This is a genomic window from Blastomonas sp. AAP25 (assembly GCF_001295965.1).
GTDB classification, from domain to species: domain Bacteria; phylum Pseudomonadota; class Alphaproteobacteria; order Sphingomonadales; family Sphingomonadaceae; genus Blastomonas; species Blastomonas fulva.
This window is the reverse complement of sequence record NZ_LJHP01000005.1, coordinates 232,812-251,440: the sequence shown is the minus strand read 5'-3', so window position 1 is coordinate 251,440 and position 18,629 is coordinate 232,812. Positions and strand designations below refer to the sequence as shown.

Here is an 18,629-nt window from a genome sequence, read left to right as displayed (position 1 = left end):
TGGTGAAATGCCAGCGGCAGGCGACCAGCCGCGTGCGACTAGACCGGGCGCTCGGCCAGCAGGCTGCGCACCAGCGGCTGCATCTTCTCGTCATAGCGCGCGAGCATCACATGATCGTCGGCAGTCTCGTAATGCGTGATCAACTCGCGCCCGTTCCACCAGTGCAGCGCAAAGGCGGGCGGGTCGGCGATGATCATGTTGCGGCCATCGGGCGTGTCGGGGTCGATCGGGGCCAGCTCGAGCGCCACCTGCGGCGCGCTCGACGGGCAGATCGCGACCGGAAAGCCGCTCCAGCTGCTGACGATCGCGCGGTGGACATGGCCGCACACCATGCCGATGATGTTGGAGTGCCCCGCAAAGCAGCTGCGCAGCCGCTCTACCCAGGGCTCTTCGGGATGGGTGTTCATCCATTCGATCCCCACCTCGATCGGCGGGTGGTGCTGGACGATCAGTGTCGGGCGGTCGGTCTGTTCGGCGAGCCGGTCGCGCAGCCAGCCCGCGCGCACTTCGCAATAGGCACCGCCATGGCGCCCTTCTTCAAGCGTATCGAGCACCAGCAGGCGGATTGGGCCGGCCTCGACCTCATATTGCACGAAGCCGTCGACCATCGGCACATCGGGGAACTGCGCGGCGAAGGTGTCGCGCTGGTCATGGTTGCCCAGGCACATGTGCACCGGAAACGGACAGACCGAGAGCGCGTTCTTGAGCCGGCGATAGCTGTCCTCGTCGCCGCGGTCGATCAGATCGCCGGTGGCCAGCAGCATGTCGGGCTGCGGATCGAGATCGCACAGCATCCCGATGACCTGATCCAGCCGCTTGCGATTGAACTCGGCAGGATTGTCCGGATCGAAGCCCAGATGGATATCGGTGATCTGGGCAATCAGCATTCGGCGTGAAGGTCCTCGGGCCTGGGTTAGTTGGGCATCATGCGCGATTGTCGGAGACGGGCGCTGACCGCTGCGGGATGCGCCAGTGCCGCCGTGATCTCTGGCCGCTTTTTCTTCTTGTCTTGCTCGCGAAGCAGCCATGGGGCCCCCTTGTCGGCGTGGTAATCGTGGCACATTGCACAGGTGGATTCGACAGGATTCTTGACCTTGATCAGCGACTCGCCGGTTTCACCCACGTGGCAGGTGCGGCAATCCTTGATCCCCGGCAGCAGCAGGTCCGACGCCTGGCTGGATTTTTCGGCAAGGTGGCAGCTGGTGCACTCTTCCTTGTCGTGCGCATCGTGCGTGAACCAGCCCTTGTTGAGATAGCGGCTGGTCTGCGCGACCGGTGCGATCCGGTAGTCCATCCCGCCCGAAGAGGACGGCGGCACCACGACATGGCAGTCATAGCACGCGCCGCCGCGGCTGAAGACCTGGCGGATCGCCTGATCGGCACGCCCACCGCGGAAGTTGACCGCCCGCGCATAATCGGCAGCGGTGCGCCTGGAATTGACGACGCCTGGCCGCTGGCGCGCCAGGCTGCCGAGGTTGATCGGCCGGGTCGGCGCGGTCGAGCGATAGAAGGCGCGCAGATCGGCCTTGACCTGCTCGGGCTGGCCGTGGCGCAGCGTACGGAAGGTGTTGCCGATCTTGTCGAAGGCCAGGCTGTGGCACATGGCACAGCTCTTCTCCATGTCCACGGCTACAAAGCCGACATTGTTCTTGTCCGCCTCATGGCAATCGGAGCATTCGAGTGCATCGCCAAAGCCATATTTGCCCGCCAGTCGCCGCCCCATCTGGGCAACGCCGCCGGTCTTGTTCAGGTGCATGTCGTGCGGGAATTTCAGGCCGTTGTTCTCGCGCGGCTTGCGGTCGAGCGAGATGCGCTTGCGCGGCGCCTTGGCATCGTCGCCGACGAGCGGACGCACCAGCACCGCAGGCTGAAACTGCGGATGCGCAGTGCCGAAATCGGCGGCGTTATCGAGCTTGGTGTTGGTCAAGCGCGTGTCCATCCCGTCGTGGCATTCAGCACAGAATCGCTGCTGAGTGGGCTGCATAGCACCTGCCCCCTCATGCTCGGTGTGACATTCGACACAGCGTCCTGCAGGTTTGTTGAAACTGGCCGCAATGAATCGGGTGAAGGCGGCAAATCCGGTGGGGTCGCCGCGCGCGGTGAGCTGCCGCGTCATCGGCGCATGCGGCCCTGCGTCCTTTTCGTGGCAGGTCATGCAGGCATTGTCTCGGACGGACACAAATGCATCGACATGGCACGACTGGCAGTCGTCCTTGAGCGTCTTGTGCGCGAGGCTGAGCTTGCCCGATGACCACAATCCATCGGCGTGGAAGCCATCGGGGCGCGATACCTTTTCCTTGTACGCCAGGTCCTTGTAGCTCGACCAGGTGTAGATCGGCCAGGCAAGGCAGGCGATCAGGATCAGCAGCGCAAAGCCCCAGGCGCTCATCCTTTTGCCCGGCAGCAGCCCCTTGAGCGAATAGATCGCGCTCTCGTCCTTGTCCTCGGCGCTGTCCGATACCGCCTCGACCCTGCGGATGGTGAGCGTGATCGCAACGCCTTCCACGCCGACCGCGATGATGTGGCCGCCAAAGCGCAACTCCGCGCCGCGCGCGATATCGATTGTCGCACTTTCGGCGCTGCGGCCATCGACATCGAAAGGCTGCTGCGACTGGGCGGTGACCAACAGATCGCCGCCGCGCCGTTCCATGCGCGCGTGTACCGGGTTCACCGCCAGATCGGGCAGGTGGACGCCGTTGCTGGCGTTGCGACCGATGAAGATCTCGCCGCCTTCGACCTCGGTCTGGCGGACAATCTCGCTGCCGTCTGCCTTCAAGGCAACCTGGCGGACGATAAACATCATTCAACTGCCCCCAAAACCGTCACAAACCCGCCCGCCAGGCCCCTGCCCCGGACCTTTCGATCACCAATAGAAAAACACGCTGAAAATATGCGCCGACAGCGCGGCGAGCAGCGCGAAGGTCATCGGCACATGCACGAACAGCCACACCTGCAGCATCGACTTGATCTGAAGGTGCTTGCGCAGCCGTGCCAGCGTCGATTCCTTGCGCTGCAAGAGCCCGTCGACCTTGTCGAGCGGGTCGTCGCCCATCCTGGGCTGATAGGCGCGCATCCGGCGCAGTTCGGCGATCGCCGCGCGGGTCTCGCAGCCGCCATAGCTGTTGCCGATGCGCTGGAAGAAATTGCCGTCGAACGGATCCTGCTCAAGCGAGGCCTGCACCAGCGCCGCCTGCGCGGGATCGAGCGGCTGGGCTGCATCGTGCAGCTGCCGGTCGAGCGATCGCAACTGCTCGATCATCATCCGCTCGGTCACCGCGCCGTCGTTGTCGGCGCGGTTGTTCGACAGATTGTCGGGCAGCGTCGCATAGAAATAGATGCCGACGATCCCCGAAATGATCACGATCATCATCAGCGACCATGCCAGCGTGTGCACGTTCCAGCCAAGCTGGAAGCCGGTGTGCAGCGTTCCAATGACGATCAGGCTCAAGCCCAGATACACATGCGCGCTGGTCCAGGCTTTCAGCGACCATCCCCCCGGCGTGATCGCGCGCTTGCGCAGGCCAAGGCAGGTCAGCCAGAGGATCAGCAACGCCCCGATGGTGCCGAGCGTATACCCATACCAGGACCCGCCATTGTGGCGCGGCTGCACATCGACCAGGAAATAGCTCACAAGGCATGTGATGCTGAGCACCGTGGCGATCTTCATCCAGCGGAAGTTGCGATGCCGAAGGAACCCGTCGTGCATCGAATTGCGCTGGCGACCGGTGGTTTTCTTGCGCACCACAGGCGCGGCGGGTTGGGCCTGGCTAGCCATGGTTCAGGCCTCCTCCTGCTCGAGCCGGGCGACGGTCAGGAACTCGTCTGGCGCGACGCGGATCGCCGCGCCCGTCGGGCAGGCGCGCACGCAGCTTGGCCCCCCTTCGATGCCGGCGCACATGTCGCACTTGATCGCCTTTTTGGGCTTTTCGACGCCGGGATCGCTGTTGGCATACGCCCATTTCTTGCTCGGTTCGCCAGGCCCGGGGCCAAAGCCGAAGAACAGCCACGACAGCAGGCTGGGCTTCTTGGGCGGCACCTTGTCCATGCGGATCACGCCATAAGGGCAGTTGCGCTGGCAGTTGCCGCAGCCGATGCAGGTGTCGTTGATATAGACCTCGCCATCGGGTCCGCGGTTGATCGCGTTGGGCGGGCAATCGGCCATGCAGTGCGGGTGTTCGCAGTGGCGGCAGCTGGTCGGAACATGCAGGTGCGCGTAGGAGCGCCCCGCCTCGCGATCGAGCCGCGAGAGCCCGTCATGGCTGTCGGCGCATGCCTTTTCGCAATTGTCGCAGCCGACGCACAGCGTCTCGTCGATCAGCAGCACGTCGGTCGCCTCGCCGATGCCGTTTTCGACAAGGAAGTTGGCGACGCCCGAATACATGTCGACCACGCCCGAGAAGCTGTCCTTTTTCGCCTCGATGAACGCGTTGATATCCTGGCGGCTGGCCATGTCGCGCTTGGCGCGCTTGAGCAGTTCGGGATGCGCCTCGAGCACCTTCTTGAACGCATCGCCATCGATCTGGATGACCTCGGACTTGATCGCCGCCTTGACCGTCGCGGTGCGCCTGCCCCCCGCGATCAGCGCCATTTCGCCGACATACGAACCTGCGGGAAGGTACGACAGGAACACCGGCTTGCCGCCGATTTCCTTCTCGACGATCATCGATCCGACGCGGATCACATAGATCTCGTTGCCCTCGTCGCCTTCCTTGAGGATCGCCTCGCCGGGCTTGATCTGGCGGATCTTGCTGGTCTGCACCACCTCGGCGATATCGTCGGGCTTGAGGCCCGATCCGAACATCTGCAACAGCAGCCGCTCGGTCGAGATGCGCTCGATCGCCTTCTTGGCGGTGGGCACCTGGCTTTGCAGCTTGAGCGCCGCGTTGCGCGATATCTCGACGCAGATCGTGTCCTCGGCGGCGATCACGGTCGCGCCGCGACGGCGCCCCGAGATCAGCCCGACCTCGCCGAAGATCGATCCCTGCCCGATCGGCACGGTCTTGCTGGTATCATTGGGATCGATCTGCACCGCGACCGAGCCTTGCGCGATCGCGAACAGTGATGATCCAGGCGCCGCGCGTTCGAAGATCACGTCGCCCTTGCGATAGAATTTGGCATCGGAATCGAGCATGAACTCGCGCATCTGCAGCGGGTTCATGCCGTTGAGGATCGTCACGTTCTCGCGCAGAAGGTCGAGCCATTCGGCCACCGACTTGCGGCCCGGAAGGTCGCGGAACTTGGCTTCGAGGATTGGCTCGTCGGCGGGTTTCAGCTCGGTGTTGCCGTTGATGAACTCGATGACGTCATAGCCCTGGTTCATGCAGTGCTTGATCAGCGGATAGCCTGCCAGCGCGCCGATGACGAAGATTCCCGGCGCGGTCGATTCGAACACCGGCGACAATTGCGGGAAGGCAAGGCGGTCGGCGCTGGTGAACGCGATGCCGCACTCCTCGATAAATGCGCGCGGAGGGGCGGAGCCAATACGCGCGATGATCCGGTCGCAGCGCACCCGTTCCTCGCCGTCGCGGGTGCTGAAGGTGATCCAGCCCGGCTCGACACTGGCGGTGTCGGTCTCGAACCGGATGTTGAGCTTGCCGGCATTGCGATCGCCCAGCAGCGCCAGCGCATTGGCCTCCTTTGCGGTCGGGAAGCTCTCCTTGGGGCTGGGTGCCTCGGGGCCGCGGCTGACGATGGTGACGACATTGCCCTGCGCCGAATCCTCGGCAAGACCGCGCGCATTCTCGATTCCCGCATCGCCCGCGCCGATCACGACGATGTGCTCGTCGACATATTCGGTGGGATCGTCGAGCTGATACTGCACATGCGGCAGATCGCCGCCCGGGCAGCGCATGCGATTGGGATTGCCCTGGGTGCCGATAGCGAACACGACGTTTTCCGCCATGATTGTCTCGCCGTTGGTCAGCACGATCTCATAGGGAGGGGCGTAGCGCTGGATTTCCTTCTTGGTGATCGATCCATCGCGTCCTCGCTGTTCGATGACATGCACGCTGCCCTCGATCGCAGGCCCGGTTCCTCGGATCGCCTTGGCCTCAGCGTTGAACTTGACGTTGACGCCCAGTTCCCTGGTGCGCGCGTTCCACTTTTCCAGGATCGCCTCACGCTTGCCCGCCTCGAACTCCTGGTCGGAGCGCAGCACCAGCTGCGATGGCGTCGCCATCACGTGCTTGCCCTTCTGGTATTTGTAGATCGTATCAGAGAGGTGATCGGTCTTTTCGAGCAGGATGTGGCTCATCCCCAGGCTCGCGGCGCGTCCGGCAGCGCTCTTGCCCGCCGGGCCTGACCCGATGATCGCAACGCGGAAAATCTCGCTCACAGGTTCGCGTCCCCCATTTGCGGACGCGCGAGCGTCCACGCTTGCATGGCTGAGGCAGACCAGCCCGACATTGCGCCGCCCGATATCTCCCCGATCGGTACGGCGGACGCCAGAATGCTCCGCAGCCGCAAGAACTTGCCCAAAATTCGGTTGCGAACCCTATGGCCATATTTCTAGCAAAGAATGTGATCTTTACCACTTAGAAATTGGAAATTGTGGCCGATCGGCTAGCATGATGGCCTGACACGCGGACAAAGAGACACCCTGATGACCGAGAGCACCCAGCAAACCCCGGCCCCGCTGCCTGCACAGGCTGCTGCGGTGGAAGGCCCGCAAGGCGGATTCGGCGCGGCGCGCATCGCTTTGCTGTGCGCGGCGCTGATCGCGGCGGGTGCGGTGGGCTACAAGCTCTATACCGATCAGGCTCCGAGTGCCGCAGCGCCGACAGCGCCGGTCGGGGCCAATGGCGAGCCCGCCTCGGTCGACGAGGTGATCGCCGGGCTGGAAGCGCGGCTGCAGGACAATCCCGGTGATGCCGAGGGCTGGCGGATGCTGGGCTGGAGCTATTTCGAAACCGGGCGCTTTGCCGAATCCGCCACGGCCATGCGCCGCGCGATCCAGCTCGCACCGGGCAATTCGGAATATCATTCGATGCTGGGCGAAGCGCTGGTGATGGCGAGCAAGGACGAGGCGATCAGCCCGGATGCCCGCGCCGCGTTCAAGCGCGCGGTCGAGATCGACCCCAAGGATGCGCGCGCGCGCTATTTCCTCGCCGCCGCCAAGGACATCGATGGCAAGCATGCCGAGGCGATCGAGGACTGGTTCGGCCTGCTCGCCGAAACCCCCGCCGATGCGCCTTATGCCAAGGACATTCGCGACGTGATCCGCAACGTCGGCAAGGAGCGCGGCATCGAGGTGGAAAAGCGGCTCGCATCGGCGAAGTTCGCGCCCGCCAGCGGCGGGTTCCGGACCGATGGCGCGCAGGCCGCCACTGCCGGCATCCCCGGCCCCAGCCCCGACCAGATGGCTGCTGCCGCCGCGCTGCCCCAGGGCCAGCAGGACATGATGGTCGCTCAGATGGTAGATGGCCTTGCCGACCGGCTCAAGCGCGAGCCGGGTGACACCGATGGCTGGATCATGCTGCTGCGCAGCCGGATGCAGCTGGGCGAGACCGGCAAGGCGCAGACCGCGCTGCGCGACGCGACTGCAGCGTTGAAGAACAAGGCGGCCGATCAGCGCCGCGTGCGCGAGGCAGCAGCCGCGCTGGGCGTGCCGGGCGCCTGAGCCTCCCCGGCTACCCCTGGCACCCCCCTTAACCCCGGCCACACCCGGGAGATGACTCCGTTCCGGACCAATGTAACCGTATAATCATTGCCTGTTGAGCAGCGAGCAAATAGTTTGCTCTCAATGGTTTGCAAACCATTGACCATTCTGCCGGCGGGGCCCTCGCGCCTTCGCCACACCCACCATTTTATCGCCACACCCATCATTTTATCGCCGAACCCATCACTTTATCGAAGGTGCGCCGGAACAGTCTATGCCGGATATGGATCATGTCGAGCACGCCTGGGGGGCGATCGAGTCAGCTTCCACGCTGGATGATGTGCTGCGGGTGACCGTGGAACACGCGCGCACGCTGGGCTTCGGATATGCGGCCATCGCGCGTCATGTCCATGTTCAGTCCGGGCTGATGCGGCCCGACGTGCTGAGCAACTATCCCCAGGCGTGGAAGGACCTGTTCAACCGCCGCGACTATGGCCTGTCGAGCCCGATCCTGGCCGCCTGCCAGCGCCGGGGGGGCGCGATCCGCTGGACCGACCTCGAATCGATTATCCCGCTCACCCGCATCCAGCGCGAATATCTGGAAGAATCGCGCAAGCTGGGGCTGGCTTCGGGCTGCACCGTGGCGAGCCACATGCCCGACATGCCCACGGTGTCCGCCCATTTCGTGATCCCCGACAATGGCCCGCTGCCCGCTCGCCTGTTCATGGTGGCGATCCTGCTGGGCACGGCGGCCGGTCAGCAGGCGCGCAGCCTGTGGCAATCGCACCATCCCGACGCCGCAGCTGACCTCGCCGAGCGGTTGTCCCCGCGCCAGGTCGACTGCATCAAGCTGGTCGCGCGCGGCATGACCAGCTGGGAAATCGCCAGCGTGCTGGGGATATCCGACCAGACCGTGAGCGAATATCTCACCGACGCCCGCCGCCGCCTCGCCGTCGCCAACCGCGCGCAGCTGGTGCTCAAGGCGCTCAAACAGGGCTATTTCACGCTGGATGACGTGACCGACTGAGGCGCACGTGGCTTTGTAAGCGCCTGCCTGTCGCTCATCGACCCGACGGGGTTTGCAGGGGGCCGTGATCGATGGTGGCAAGATAGGCGGCGACCTCTCCCGCCGAAAGGTGGAAGCTCCGCCGCGTCTCGCGGCTGAAATGCGCGCTGTCGGCAAAGCCGGCACTGTACGCCGCCTGGGTGAGATTGGTGGCATCGCCAGTGACATGGTTTATCCAAGCGAACCGCTGACGACGAACGCGTTGCCAGGCCTTGGGCGCCAGACCGGTGGCGGCCAGGAAGCGGCGCTGCAGTTGGCGCGGGCTGAGCCCCAGTGCGGCTGCGACCGCAGCCACCGGACGTCCCGCGTCCATGGCCTCGGCGGCAGCAGCGATGACGGCATCCGGTGGCGACAAATCACCGATCCGCGCCTCGAGCGCGGCGGTGAGGCCTTCCAGCCCCCGCTCAAAGGCTGCAAAGGCCCAGTGGCTCTGCGGCAGCGATTGCATGGTGCCGGCGATCTGGAGCGGGGCGATGCCGATCAGCGTCAGTGATGCCCCGGGGCGCAGCCGCGCGCCGACCACCGTCATCCCCTGGACAAGCTGCACCGTCTGCGCGATCTCCGCGGCGCCGACCAGTTCGACGCCAACCAGCCTGCCGCTCCAGAAGCTCGCTGCCAGCGAGACGGATCCGTCGGGCACGATGGTGTGGACAATCCGGTCAGGGTCTGACGGATCGAGCGAAAATTGCCAAAAGGCCTCGACAAAGGGGGCCAGCGGCGGATCGGGCGGAAATTCCTCGTAGCGCACAGGCATGTCCGATTTGATCAAGTCTGCAGCATAATGCCTTCCTATTCTTGGCGTCAAACACGGGTATTGGCGATGGAGCAGAAAAATGATTACGATCAAACACCTTAAACGAGCCATGACGGTCATGGCGGCCGCGCTGCTGGCAGTCCTGGCAACAACCATGCCGACGCATGCAAGGGATGCCGCCGCTCCGCTGAATTATCTGGTGGGCGAATGGACCGGTGAAGGGTGGGTCGACATGGGGCAAGGCCGCATGGAATTTCGCCAACACGAGCGGATCACCTCGAGGCTCGATGGCAACATCATCACCATCGAGGGCACCGGGAGCGATCCCGCCAATCCAGGCGTGACTGTGTTCGAAGCGTTTGCCGTGCTCAGCGCCAGCGGCAAACCCGGCGAGTTCACCATGCGCAGCTATACGCGCGAAGGTCAGGCCGGAACATTCCCCGCCGTGCTGGAGACCCCGAACCGGCTGGTGTGGACAATCACGGTGCCGGGCCGGCTGATCCGCTATCGCAGCGAAGTGACAGGCGATCGCTGGATCGAAACTGGCGAAGCTTCGGTCGATGGCGGATCGAAATGGATGAAGTTCTTCGAGATGAGGCTCGATCGGATGCCCGCAGGCTAGCAACCACCTGCGCGCAATCTCAGCGATCGTCTGCTGGTGTGCGTGCGACGACGAGCCAGGCCAGCACGGTGATCGCACCGCACCAGGCGAGAAAGGCGCTGAGTTCGCCCAGGGCGAGCAGCCCCGCGCCGGGAGCAAATGCGAGCGCCCAGCCAGCGCGCCTGTAGCGGGGCAAGGCGCGGGCACGGTTGAGGCGGAAGACGCGGATGCGCTTGGTGTCGGTATACAGCAGATAGATGACCGCCAGCAGGCTGATGGCGGTAGCGGCGGCAAACAGCGACAGCGTGCTCATTCGGCTGGCACCGCTGCCGAGGCCTGCCCCTCGCCGCGCGCCGATCTGCCGATGGCATCGCCGCGCCGCGAGCGATGGAGCGCAAACACTCCGCCCGCCAGCAGCATCAGATCGATCATCACCACCACGGCTTGGCCCGCCCCCACCAGATCCGGCCAGCCCTGCCCGCCGGTCGCCAGCCGCGCCAGCGGCAGCGCGACCATCGCCAGCCCGAGCACCGCCATGAACACCGCGCTCGCATCGCCGCGGCGGATCAGCACGCCCGCCAGCAGCACCGCGAAGGCGCAACCCCAGACGAAACCCAACGCGGTGCCGGACACCGGATCGCCCGCGGGATAACTGAGCAGAAAGCCCAGCGCCGCGCCGGTCAGGCCGATCGGAACGCCATAGCCCACCATCGGGATCGCGACCCCCAGCACCCGGCCCGAAGGCATATCGGGCCTGCGCTCGACCCACAGCCTGAGCCCGGTGAGCGTGACATAGCTCGCCGCCAGACCCAGCGAGACCCAGATGAGCTTGGAGAGCAACCCGGCGAAATGACCGAAGTGCAGCGGCCCCATCCAGGCATAGACCGTGCTGCCGAACGAAGGCCTGGTACCGAGGTCGGGCTTCACCCCGTGGTAGCGCCCGCTCGCCATGTCATAGACATGCGTGCTGGCCTCGACCGCGCGGCCCGAGGGCAGGTGATAGAGATACGCCCTGGAATCGGCGGTGCCCCAATGCGCGATCGAAATGAAGCTGGGCTGCGTCCCGGTCCGCGCGACCGATCGGGCGATCATAGAGTCCAGATTGGCCATGTCCGCCGGACGCTCGCTGACCTTTTCGGGTGCACCGACAAGCGTTTCGGTCATCTTTTCCTGGTCACCGCCAAAGGCCACCATCGCCACGATCGGCAGGCCGATGGCGCCGGCAAAGCTGAAGAAAGTGCCGGTAAAGGCAAGCAGAAATCCGAACGGCAGGCTCCAGCTGCCCGCCAGAATGTGCCGATCGCGCCGGTTGAGCAGGCGGCTCGACAGCCGCGGCGCGACGAAAAGGTCCTTGATCAGATGGCGGTGGAGGATGATGCCGGAGACCACCGCGAACAGCATCACGAAGCCCGCAAGCCCTGTGAGATACAGCCCCACCGGGTCGGGCGCGTGCAGGCTGATGTGCAGGATCGAGATGAAATAATCGAGCGCGCTGTCGCGGTCGTCGGGCAGTTCGCTGCCATAACCCTCGTCGCGCGCGGCAACCTTGAGCGTGCCGGGTTCGAGCAGGAAACGCACGCCGACATCGTCGGGCTTGCCCGCCGAGTTCACGCCATGGGTGTGGAAGAACACCAGCATCGTCCCCGACGCATTGGGATAGATCGTAATGTCCTCGCGATATTTCGGCTCGACCGTCTGCGCAAGCTGCCTGATCCTGGCATCAAGCGGCTGGCTGAACGGCGCTTGCGTCTTCGCGCCGCTGATCGACCAGGCGCCGATCTCCTGCGACAGCACCGCCACGGTGCCGGTGATCACCACGACATAGAGGAACAGTCCGAGCAGCACGCCCGACCAGCCATGCACCGCGAGCAGCCGCTTGGAGGTTGCCTGATTGACGAGACTCATGTGCGCGATCCCCTGAGGCTCAGAAACGGCTGTAGATGAGCGCGGCATTGGCCAGGATGATCGCCGTGATCACCCCGGTACCGCGCAGCGGCCGCGCCTCGATCAGCGCGTAGAGAAAATAGACAGCCCATAGCGCCGGAAAGAGAAGGATCGGCCAGATCAGATTGTCGATCCCGGCAGCGCCGCCGGGCAGCCACAGCGGCATCGAGGCCATGGTCACGACCGCAGCGATCAGCGCGAGCGGACCCGCCATTACCCAGCGCAGCACAGTATCGCGCGCAGGCATCCCGCCCGCACCCGTTCCGCTGTGTTGCACTGTTTCCTGCGGCACCGGCCATCGCCTCTTTTGATCTGATGTGGCGCGCATGGGTTTGCGCCGCCGAGATGCCAAGGGTCTAAAGCGCATGGATTGCTAATGCAAGTGATTCTCATAATGATATGATCCGGCGCAGTGTTCGAATGCGCAAGACCGTCGCGAGCGGCGGGGACCCGGCTCTGTCACAGCTAGAATTGACAGGCACCTGTTCGATCGTTCAGCAAGGCGAATGCGGCGCTTGGCTCAGGGCAACCGCGCGCTGTCGGCAAGCTTGCGGAAATCCTCGATGCCGGCTGCGAAATAATGCAGGCGCGGCGCCTCGAAGCTGATCATGTAGAGCTTGCCCGCGATGATCGCCGCGCGCGCCTCGCCCCGGCGGGGCAATTCGTCCTGATCGACGAACTCATAGGTGAAATGCACCCCGTCCGCGCCCAGAAACCGCCCCGGTTCGATCCCTGTCATCTGGAACGATCCGCTGCGCTTGTAGGTGCGCCAGGTGGTCTCGAGCAGCTCGGGCACTTCGACCAGCAGGGTGGCGGCGGTGAACTTGGGCAGCGGCTCGCGCTTCTTGCTACGTTCACGGACCAAGGGCTGGCCCGGCGCGATCGCAGCGAAGAAGGTCACATCGTTGAGCTGCTCGCCATCGACCGTCCAGTGCTCGGTGTTCTTGCCGAGGCGCACATCGAGCCGGTTCCAGTCGCGCGACGGCGTGACGGTGAGCGGCGTATCGGCAACCGCAACAGGCGCGCCACGCTCGCGCAACTTGTGCGCATGGGCGGCAAACGGAGCGGATGCCAGCGCTACGGCCAGCCATCCGACCAGCAGACCAATCGGAGCGTCCTTCATTGTGCGGCTCCTTGGTCGGGGATCATCATGCGGATCAGCTTCGCATCGGATGCATCGGGCTTGAGATCCAGATAGCGTTGCAGCGCGGCCTGCCCTGCCCCGGCCTGCCCGGTCTTGAGCAGCGACAGACCAAGACCGCGGTTCGCCTCTGCATGCGCGGGGTCGAGCGCGATCGCCTCTGCATAGAATTGCGCGGCGTTGACCAGGTCTCGCGGGGCGCCGCGCATCCGGTAAAGCTCGCCGCGCGCATGGTGCAGCTGCGCGGTCCAGCCGCCCTGCGCCAGCGCCTGGAGCAGATACTCGCTCGCACCGAAATCGTTGAGCTTGATCTGGTCGTCGAGGAACATGCCCAGCCACGGCGCAAGCGCCGCGCGATAGCGCTCAGCGCCATCGTCGCGCGTCACGGCATCCGGGCGGGCGAGCTCGGCCAGATATCCGGCGCGTTCGGCATTGGGCGGGTGCGAGGCCGCAAAGGCGATGGCATCGAACTTGGGCTTCTTCAGTCCTCGGCCACGCGCAGATGCCTCCGCCTCTGCCATCAGGTTATCCCACATTTGCGAAGCTGCCTGCGGTCGCAACGCGCTGTTGTTCAAATAGGCGATTGCGAGCCGGTCTGCCTCACGTTCCTGATCTCGCCCATAGCGGTACAGGTTGCCGTAAATGGAGAACTCGAGATTACGGTACGTCCGAACGACGTCATACGATGGAGCGAGGCTCCCCAGGACCGCCGCCCAGGCGAGGACATCGGTGCCCGATCGCCGTGCCTTGAACTTCCCAAGGATATGCCGATTTTCGAAATGACCGAACTCATGACCGAGCACCGTCCCCAGTTCAGCCTCGTTCTGCACGCGCAGCAACAGCCCGGTGAAGACACGCATGGTGCCGTTGGCCGTCATGCTGGCGTTGAAAAATGGCGCGCGCACGATGTAGATGCGGACCGCGTTGCAGCGATCTGACCCGACCGTATCGCACAGCACCTTGCGCAGATAGCCGTTCAACGTCTCCTCGCGAATCACGAGGTCAGATTGTGCGAGGATGGCTTCTTCCTCATCCATCTCGCGCCACCAGCCGATTTCATCCACGCCCACCGGCTGATAGGCTCCGGTATAGGGTGGCACAAGCGCAGGTTGCGCGGTTGCCTGACCCGCCCCTGCGAGCCACGCCAGCGCGACACACGCTGCAAGGAAAGCCCGCGTGATCATTTGCCGGGTCCGGCATCGGGGGCAGTTTCGCTTTCGGCGATCATGCTTCCCGGAAAATCCTCGAGCAACTGCCGGATACGCTTTTCGGCGCCGTCCTTCTCGCGCACATCGCCGCCCATCTGCGCGTCGGCATTGAGCCACAGCAGTTCGCCGGTCTTCAGGTCGACAAGCCCGGCATAGCCGACATGCTCGCCCGACGAGACGCCGACTCCGGCCAGCGCACCAACCAGTTGCAGCATCTTGCGCCCGGTCGATCCGTAGACATCACGGTTATAGATGAATAGCGCATAGTCCGCGCCCTCAGCACCGGGCAGGTTCCCGACGCCTTCGCCTAGCGACCAGTCAAAGACCTCCGCCTTGTTGTCGCGCTTCTTGGTTGGAAGGCGGTTGCCGACGAAGAACTGGTACTGGATCACCGCCTGCGACACCGCCGCAAACAGCGCCATGTGCTCGTTCAAGGCGCGGGCGTCGTCGCCATAGGCTGGCGGCGCGATGATGACGTCATTGCCCAGGCTGCGTTGCAGCCCATCCAGCGCGATACCGATATTGGCGCGGGCCTGCTCGGTCCAATCTGAATTGGGTTCGAACATGCCTCCGGTGGACTGTTCGCCAACCCGCATCGTGGGACGCATCAGCAGGATCTTCTTGCCGCTTTTGGCTGGCAGGGCAAATCCCTGCCGGGTTGCGGATCGCTCTTGAGCGTGGATTGGACCACCGGCTAACGACAGGATCAAGAGCGCAGCAAGAATATGAAGAATAAATGTTCGCATCGTAGCCCCCGCAACGGGGACAAGTTATAGACTAAGGTTTGGACTGCGTGCCAGTATTGATGTCCAGATAGATCCAATCTGGAGCAGATTGCCGATCCGATACTTGTCAGCGTGCCCCGAAAAGGGCAGAGCCGATGCGCACATGCGTCGCGCCGATGCGGACCGCGGTCTCATAGTCACCCGACATGCCCATGCTGAGCTGGTCGAGCCCGTTGTCGCGTGCCAGCTTGGCGAGCAGCGCGAAGTAGGGCGAGGGTTCGACATCGGCGGGCGGCACCGCCATCAGGCCGACGACCGGCAGGCCGAGTGCGCGCACCTGTTCAAGGAACTGCGGCAGATCGGGAAGCGCGCAACCGCCCTTCTGCTCCTCCTCGCCGATATTGACCTGGATGAAGCACGGCACCTGCCGCCCCGCCTTGGTCATCGCGGTGGCGAGCGCCTTGGCGAGCGACATGCGGTCGAGCGAGTGGATGACATCGAACAACGCGACGGCATCGTCCGCCTTGTTCGATTGCAGCTGGCCGACCATGTGCAGTTCGAGATCGGGATAGCGCGCGCGCAGTTCGGGGAATTTGGCCTCGGCCTCCTGCACCCGGTTTTCGCCGAACACCCTTTGCCCCTGCGCGATCAGGTCCTCGATCGCCTCGACCGGTTTGGTCTTGGAAATCGCAATCAGCGTGGTCGCTCCCGTCGGGCGCCCGGCGATCTTCTCGGACTGGGCGATATTCGCGCGGATCGTCGCGAGCGGGGTGTCTGCAGCAAGGCTATGCGTGGTCATGGGGCGGGGCTATAAGCCTGGTCATGCGCCGCCGCCAGCCCGGAAAATCAGCCCTGCCGCGAATCTGGCTGATCAGCGATGCGCGCAACGATGCGGTGCTGGAGCGGTCGATCAAGCGGCTGCCGCACGGATCGGGGCTGGTGTTCCGCCATTACCACCTCCCGCCCGAAGCGCGTCGCGCACGGTTCGACCGGCTGGCAAAGCTGATCCGCAGGCGCGGCGGGGTGATCGTGCTGGCAGGCGGTGCCCGGATGGCACGGCGCTGGCGGGCTGACGGATATTATGGAGCGCCCGGCGGCGGCGCAGCGAACGGCTTGATCCGGCTGCTTACGGTGCACGACATGCGCGAACTTGCCCACGCTCACGCCCATGCCTCTGCAGCGGACCGGGCGGCAGCGCTGACCTCTCCGGTGTTTGCCACACGAACGCATCCGGGCGCCATGGCGCTGGGCGTCGCAAGGTTCGCCAGCCTCGCGCGGCTGTCACAGTTGCCGGTCGTGGCCTTGGGCGGCATGACGCGGCGACGGTCGCTCCAGATTGCGGCAATCACCACCGGCTGGGCTGCGATCGACGGGTTGTCGGCGTAACGGCTGACCTGTGCTTCCCCGAGACGGCATGGGCCCAAATGCTGACGCCTGAGTCGTTGGTGCTTCAGACGCGAGAGGGAACGAAATTCGCGGCGAACGTGCGCGCGCCTGCCTTTGCCAGGCAGCTGATGACGGCAAGCTCGCCATCCTTGCGGCGATGCATCCTGCAGGTGCCTGTCGCGGACAGCCGCCGCCCGTCGCGAAGCGTCACTTGCGATATGGCCATCGTGTCGCTGGACATGCTCCCGGTGAACCGCGCCATCGAACCCCAGCTGCGCTGGGCGAAATCGAGCGTCGCACGCGCCGAGCCCTGGTCGATCTCCACCGTGTCACACAGGATCAAGACGGTCTCGGCGCGGTTTTTCACCACCTTTTCGGGGTACTGGCAGCGACCGTCTATCGAGGTCTTCCGCGAATCCTGGGCGCACAGCGGCGCTGCAGCGGCGAGCGCGAACAGGGCTATCGCCCGGATCGGCAGTGTCATCGATGTCATGCACCGATGATAAGGTAAAAAGGCCGGCGGCTCAATGGTTTGGGGGCGAGGCGCGTTTCGACGAAGGCCCTTCGCGGCTGAGCGTCAGGTCAGCGTCCTGCAATTGATCAATCGCTTGCCCGATGCCCGAGGCGCAACGCTAAGGCATGGGGTCATAACGGTGATGTCAGCAAACGCCCGGAAGGTCAGAAGCGGAATTCGGTTCCGACATAGACAGCCTGGCTGTCGTACTGCTCGTTGGTGAGCCCGGTCAGGCGGTCGCGTTCACTGCGCAGGCGGATACCTGCGGTAACGTCGAGATTGCGCGTGACCTTGTAGGCACCACCGACATCGAGCGAATAGCTGCCCTGATCGTTGAACGGACGAACCGCACGGGTGGTGGGCGCCTGGATGTCGTCCACCTCGATCCGCGGGCTGAAGCGGCTTTTGCGCGCCGCACTGTCGCCGCGACCCAGCAGGGCGATATCGGGCAGCGCTTCATCGGGCTGGCGGATGCTGGAAGGCAGCGCAAACTTGGTGAAGCCCTTGGCGACGCCCAGGCTGAAGGCAGTCGGCGTGATCTGGACCAGACCGGCGCCCTGGCCGCTGTCGCTGGCAAGATCAGGACGGATGTTGATGGCCTTGGCCGAGTCGGGGCGCACGCGCACCGCGATGGTCAGCGCGCGGGTGCCGCTGTTCGCCGAAGCGGCGGGAGTGAAGCGGAACATCTTGTCGCCGCGCAGCGCGGAGAATTTCAGCTTTTCAGCAAGACGGGGGTCAACCGAAGCGGGCGTGAACGATCCGATCCCGCCGCGGGCGTCGATCGACACCGGGCGCGAATCGAAACCGGAGGAAAATGCCAGGGCAATCGACGGCACCAATGCCGCAGTCCCGAGCAAAAGCCCCGAAATCGTCAGTTTTTTTACAACTCCCGCGTTCATGTCTATTTCCGACCCCGCCTCGTCCCTGCTTGTAGCGTTACCACAAAATCGGGCCCTTGAATGCCCATTGTCAGGAACCCCAAAAATAATCTGAAACCGTTGCACACAATCCACAATGCCAGCATTGACCTGGCCACAACGCCGATCTCGACCTGATGGTGGCGCATGCGCACCCGCCCCGGTCGGGACTCGGCATGAGCCAGATTAGCGCGCGCAAACTTGCTGCTGCATGAACGCTTCCAGGCGTGCGCAAGTGCTTGCCCACGCCCGCAAAGCAACTATAGAAGGCCGCTGTTTCATGCGTCAGTTGTGTAAGGATTCCGCCATGCCTGTTCTTCCTTTCGCCCGCGTCGCGATCTGCGCTGTCGGCACCCTGACGCTGCTGTCTGCATGCGGTGGCGGCGATCGCGAGCGGCCCGAAGCGGACATCGCCGCCAGCCAGGTCACAACCATCGGCGTGAACAGCTATCTGTGGCGCGCCTCGCTTGACGCATTGTCGTTCATGCCGCTGCTGCAGGCAGACAGTGCCGGCGGCGTGATCGTGACCGATTGGTACGCCAACCCGCAGACCCCGGGCGAGCGGATGAAGGTGACGGTGTCGATCCTCGATCAGGATTTGCGCGCCGATGCGCTGCGCGTCGCCGCCAGCCGCCAGCTCAGCCAGAACGGCCAGTGGGTCGATGCCCCGGTCCGCGCTGCCACGGTGCAGAAGCTCGAAGAAATCATCCTCACCAAGGCCCGCGATCTGCGCCAGTCCGCCATTCGCGAATAACCCGACCCCTCCAGAGGCGATA

19 protein-coding genes are annotated in these 18,629 nt (G+C 64.4%); 5 read left to right on the top strand and 14 right to left on the bottom strand.

Annotated elements, in window-relative coordinates:
• Nucleotides 1-38: 38 nt before the first annotated feature.
• The 4 genes from IP68_RS05905 to IP68_RS05890 are packed head-to-tail and all read right to left on the bottom strand — an operon-like array spanning nucleotide 39 to nucleotide 6,334.
• On the bottom strand, nucleotides 39-887 hold the full coding sequence (locus tag IP68_RS05905; RefSeq protein WP_054134039.1) for a phosphodiesterase: 849 nt from the start codon (nucleotides 885-887) through the stop codon (nucleotides 39-41).
• A 26-nt stretch (nucleotides 888-913) separates the two neighbouring features.
• A complete protein-coding gene (locus IP68_RS05900) occupies nucleotides 914-2,803 on the bottom strand; it encodes a cytochrome c3 family protein (protein WP_054134038.1) in 1,890 nt (629 codons plus the stop codon).
• Nucleotides 2,804-2,863: 60 nt separating this feature from the next.
• Complete coding sequence (locus tag IP68_RS05895) at nucleotides 2,864-3,775, bottom strand: hypothetical protein (protein ID WP_054134037.1); 912 nt, start codon at nucleotides 3,773-3,775, stop codon at nucleotides 2,864-2,866.
• A 3-nt stretch (nucleotides 3,776-3,778) separates the two neighbouring features.
• Nucleotides 3,779-6,334, bottom strand: a complete 2,556-nt coding sequence (locus IP68_RS05890) for a cyclic nucleotide-binding domain-containing protein (RefSeq protein WP_054134036.1) — start codon at nucleotides 6,332-6,334, stop codon at nucleotides 3,779-3,781.
• Between the two features lie 267 nt (nucleotides 6,335-6,601).
• Here IP68_RS05890 and IP68_RS05885 point away from each other — a divergent pair, with 267 nt between their 5' ends.
• Nucleotides 6,602-7,618 carry a tetratricopeptide repeat protein gene (locus IP68_RS05885; protein WP_054134035.1) on the top strand — a complete coding sequence of 339 codons (1,017 nt, stop codon included), beginning with the start codon at nucleotides 6,602-6,604 and terminating at the stop codon, nucleotides 7,616-7,618.
• 253 nt (nucleotides 7,619-7,871) lie between these two features.
• Nucleotides 7,872-8,624 carry a LuxR family transcriptional regulator gene (locus IP68_RS05880; protein WP_082382160.1) on the top strand — a complete coding sequence of 251 codons (753 nt, stop codon included), beginning with the start codon at nucleotides 7,872-7,874 and terminating at the stop codon, nucleotides 8,622-8,624.
• A 34-nt stretch (nucleotides 8,625-8,658) separates the two neighbouring features.
• On the opposite strand, the gene IP68_RS05875 is transcribed toward IP68_RS05880, so the two are convergent.
• Nucleotides 8,659-9,432: a helix-turn-helix domain-containing protein gene (locus tag IP68_RS05875; protein WP_054134033.1), complete on the bottom strand. Its 774-nt coding sequence runs from the start codon at nucleotides 9,430-9,432 to the stop codon at nucleotides 8,659-8,661.
• Between the two features lie 64 nt (nucleotides 9,433-9,496).
• Here IP68_RS05875 and IP68_RS05870 point away from each other — a divergent pair, with 64 nt between their 5' ends.
• Entirely contained in the window at nucleotides 9,497-10,039 is a 543-nt protein-coding gene (locus IP68_RS05870; RefSeq protein ID WP_197275737.1) for a hypothetical protein, read from the top strand.
• A 19-nt stretch (nucleotides 10,040-10,058) separates the two neighbouring features.
• Here IP68_RS05870 and IP68_RS05865 read toward each other — a convergent pair whose 3' ends face one another.
• From IP68_RS05865 to IP68_RS05835, 7 genes are all read right to left on the bottom strand, one after another.
• Nucleotides 10,059-10,331: a hypothetical protein gene (locus tag IP68_RS05865; RefSeq protein ID WP_054134031.1), complete on the bottom strand. Its 273-nt coding sequence runs from the start codon at nucleotides 10,329-10,331 to the stop codon at nucleotides 10,059-10,061.
• The gene (locus tag IP68_RS05860; RefSeq protein WP_054134030.1) at nucleotides 10,328-11,923 is read right to left on the bottom strand and encodes a PepSY domain-containing protein; all 1,596 of its coding nucleotides are present in this window, start codon (nucleotides 11,921-11,923) and stop codon (nucleotides 10,328-10,330) included. The genes IP68_RS05865 and IP68_RS05860 overlap by 4 nt, the downstream gene beginning before the upstream one ends.
• 19 nt (nucleotides 11,924-11,942) lie before the next feature.
• A complete protein-coding gene (locus IP68_RS05855; RefSeq protein WP_083231439.1) occupies nucleotides 11,943-12,254 on the bottom strand; it encodes a hypothetical protein in 312 nt (103 codons plus the stop codon).
• 228 nt (nucleotides 12,255-12,482) lie between these two features.
• Nucleotides 12,483-13,085 (bottom strand): hypothetical protein, encoded by a 603-nt coding sequence (locus tag IP68_RS05850; protein ID WP_054134029.1) that lies wholly within the window; start codon nucleotides 13,083-13,085, stop codon nucleotides 12,483-12,485.
• Entirely contained in the window at nucleotides 13,082-14,287 is a 1,206-nt protein-coding gene (locus tag IP68_RS05845; RefSeq protein ID WP_054134028.1) for a M48 family metallopeptidase, read from the bottom strand. Before IP68_RS05845 ends, IP68_RS05850 begins: the two co-directional genes overlap by 4 nt.
• Nucleotides 14,284-15,057, bottom strand: coding sequence for a hypothetical protein (locus tag IP68_RS05840; RefSeq protein WP_054134027.1), 774 nt, complete (start codon nucleotides 15,055-15,057; stop codon nucleotides 14,284-14,286). Before IP68_RS05840 ends, IP68_RS05845 begins: the two co-directional genes overlap by 4 nt.
• Before the next feature lie 106 nt (nucleotides 15,058-15,163).
• Nucleotides 15,164-15,835, bottom strand: coding sequence for a YggS family pyridoxal phosphate-dependent enzyme (locus IP68_RS05835; RefSeq protein WP_054134026.1), 672 nt, complete (start codon nucleotides 15,833-15,835; stop codon nucleotides 15,164-15,166).
• Nucleotides 15,836-15,858: 23 nt separating this feature from the next.
• Between IP68_RS05835 and IP68_RS05830 the strand changes: the two genes are divergently transcribed.
• Nucleotides 15,859-16,422, top strand: coding sequence for a thiamine phosphate synthase (locus tag IP68_RS05830; RefSeq protein WP_054134025.1), 564 nt, complete (start codon nucleotides 15,859-15,861; stop codon nucleotides 16,420-16,422).
• A gap of 64 nt (nucleotides 16,423-16,486) precedes the next feature.
• Here IP68_RS05830 and IP68_RS05825 read toward each other — a convergent pair whose 3' ends face one another.
• The gene (locus IP68_RS05825; protein ID WP_054134024.1) at nucleotides 16,487-16,915 is read right to left on the bottom strand and encodes a hypothetical protein; all 429 of its coding nucleotides are present in this window, start codon (nucleotides 16,913-16,915) and stop codon (nucleotides 16,487-16,489) included.
• A gap of 185 nt (nucleotides 16,916-17,100) precedes the next feature.
• Nucleotides 17,101-17,835: a hypothetical protein gene (locus IP68_RS05820; protein ID WP_069050715.1), complete on the bottom strand. Its 735-nt coding sequence runs from the start codon at nucleotides 17,833-17,835 to the stop codon at nucleotides 17,101-17,103.
• Between the two features lie 325 nt (nucleotides 17,836-18,160).
• Between IP68_RS05820 and IP68_RS05815 the strand changes: the two genes are divergently transcribed.
• The gene (locus IP68_RS05815; RefSeq protein ID WP_054134022.1) at nucleotides 18,161-18,607 is read left to right on the top strand and encodes a DUF3576 domain-containing protein; all 447 of its coding nucleotides are present in this window, start codon (nucleotides 18,161-18,163) and stop codon (nucleotides 18,605-18,607) included.
• Nucleotides 18,608-18,629 lie beyond the last annotated feature (22 nt).

What these genes read in the sequence shown, in the direction of transcription:
- IP68_RS05905 (WP_054134039.1), bottom strand. Translation starts at nt 887, where the DNA reads ATGCTGATTGCCCAGATCACCGATATCCATCTGGGCTTCGATCCGGAC.
- IP68_RS05900 (WP_054134038.1), bottom strand. Translation starts at nt 2,803, where the DNA reads ATGATGTTTATCGTCCGCCAGGTTGCCTTGAAGGCAGACGGCAGCGAG.
- IP68_RS05895 (WP_054134037.1), bottom strand. Translation starts at nt 3,775, where the DNA reads ATGGCTAGCCAGGCCCAACCCGCCGCGCCTGTGGTGCGCAAGAAAACC.
- IP68_RS05885 (WP_054134035.1), top strand. Translation starts at nt 6,602, where the DNA reads ATGACCGAGAGCACCCAGCAAACCCCGGCCCCGCTGCCTGCACAGGCT.
- IP68_RS05880 (WP_082382160.1), top strand. Translation starts at nt 7,872, where the DNA reads ATGCCGGATATGGATCATGTCGAGCACGCCTGGGGGGCGATCGAGTCA.
- IP68_RS05870 (WP_197275737.1), top strand. Translation starts at nt 9,497, where the DNA reads ATGATTACGATCAAACACCTTAAACGAGCCATGACGGTCATGGCGGCC.
- IP68_RS05865 (WP_054134031.1), bottom strand. Translation starts at nt 10,331, where the DNA reads ATGAGCACGCTGTCGCTGTTTGCCGCCGCTACCGCCATCAGCCTGCTG.
- IP68_RS05860 (WP_054134030.1), bottom strand. Translation starts at nt 11,923, where the DNA reads ATGAGTCTCGTCAATCAGGCAACCTCCAAGCGGCTGCTCGCGGTGCAT.
- IP68_RS05850 (WP_054134029.1), bottom strand. Translation starts at nt 13,085, where the DNA reads ATGAAGGACGCTCCGATTGGTCTGCTGGTCGGATGGCTGGCCGTAGCG.
- IP68_RS05845 (WP_054134028.1), bottom strand. Translation starts at nt 14,287, where the DNA reads ATGATCACGCGGGCTTTCCTTGCAGCGTGTGTCGCGCTGGCGTGGCTC.
- IP68_RS05840 (WP_054134027.1), bottom strand. Translation starts at nt 15,057, where the DNA reads ATGCGAACATTTATTCTTCATATTCTTGCTGCGCTCTTGATCCTGTCG.
- IP68_RS05835 (WP_054134026.1), bottom strand. Translation starts at nt 15,835, where the DNA reads ATGACCACGCATAGCCTTGCTGCAGACACCCCGCTCGCGACGATCCGC.
- IP68_RS05830 (WP_054134025.1), top strand. Translation starts at nt 15,859, where the DNA reads ATGCGCCGCCGCCAGCCCGGAAAATCAGCCCTGCCGCGAATCTGGCTG.
- IP68_RS05825 (WP_054134024.1), bottom strand. Translation starts at nt 16,915, where the DNA reads ATGACATCGATGACACTGCCGATCCGGGCGATAGCCCTGTTCGCGCTC.
- IP68_RS05820 (WP_069050715.1), bottom strand. Translation starts at nt 17,835, where the DNA reads ATGAACGCGGGAGTTGTAAAAAAACTGACGATTTCGGGGCTTTTGCTC.
- IP68_RS05815 (WP_054134022.1), top strand. Translation starts at nt 18,161, where the DNA reads ATGCCTGTTCTTCCTTTCGCCCGCGTCGCGATCTGCGCTGTCGGCACC.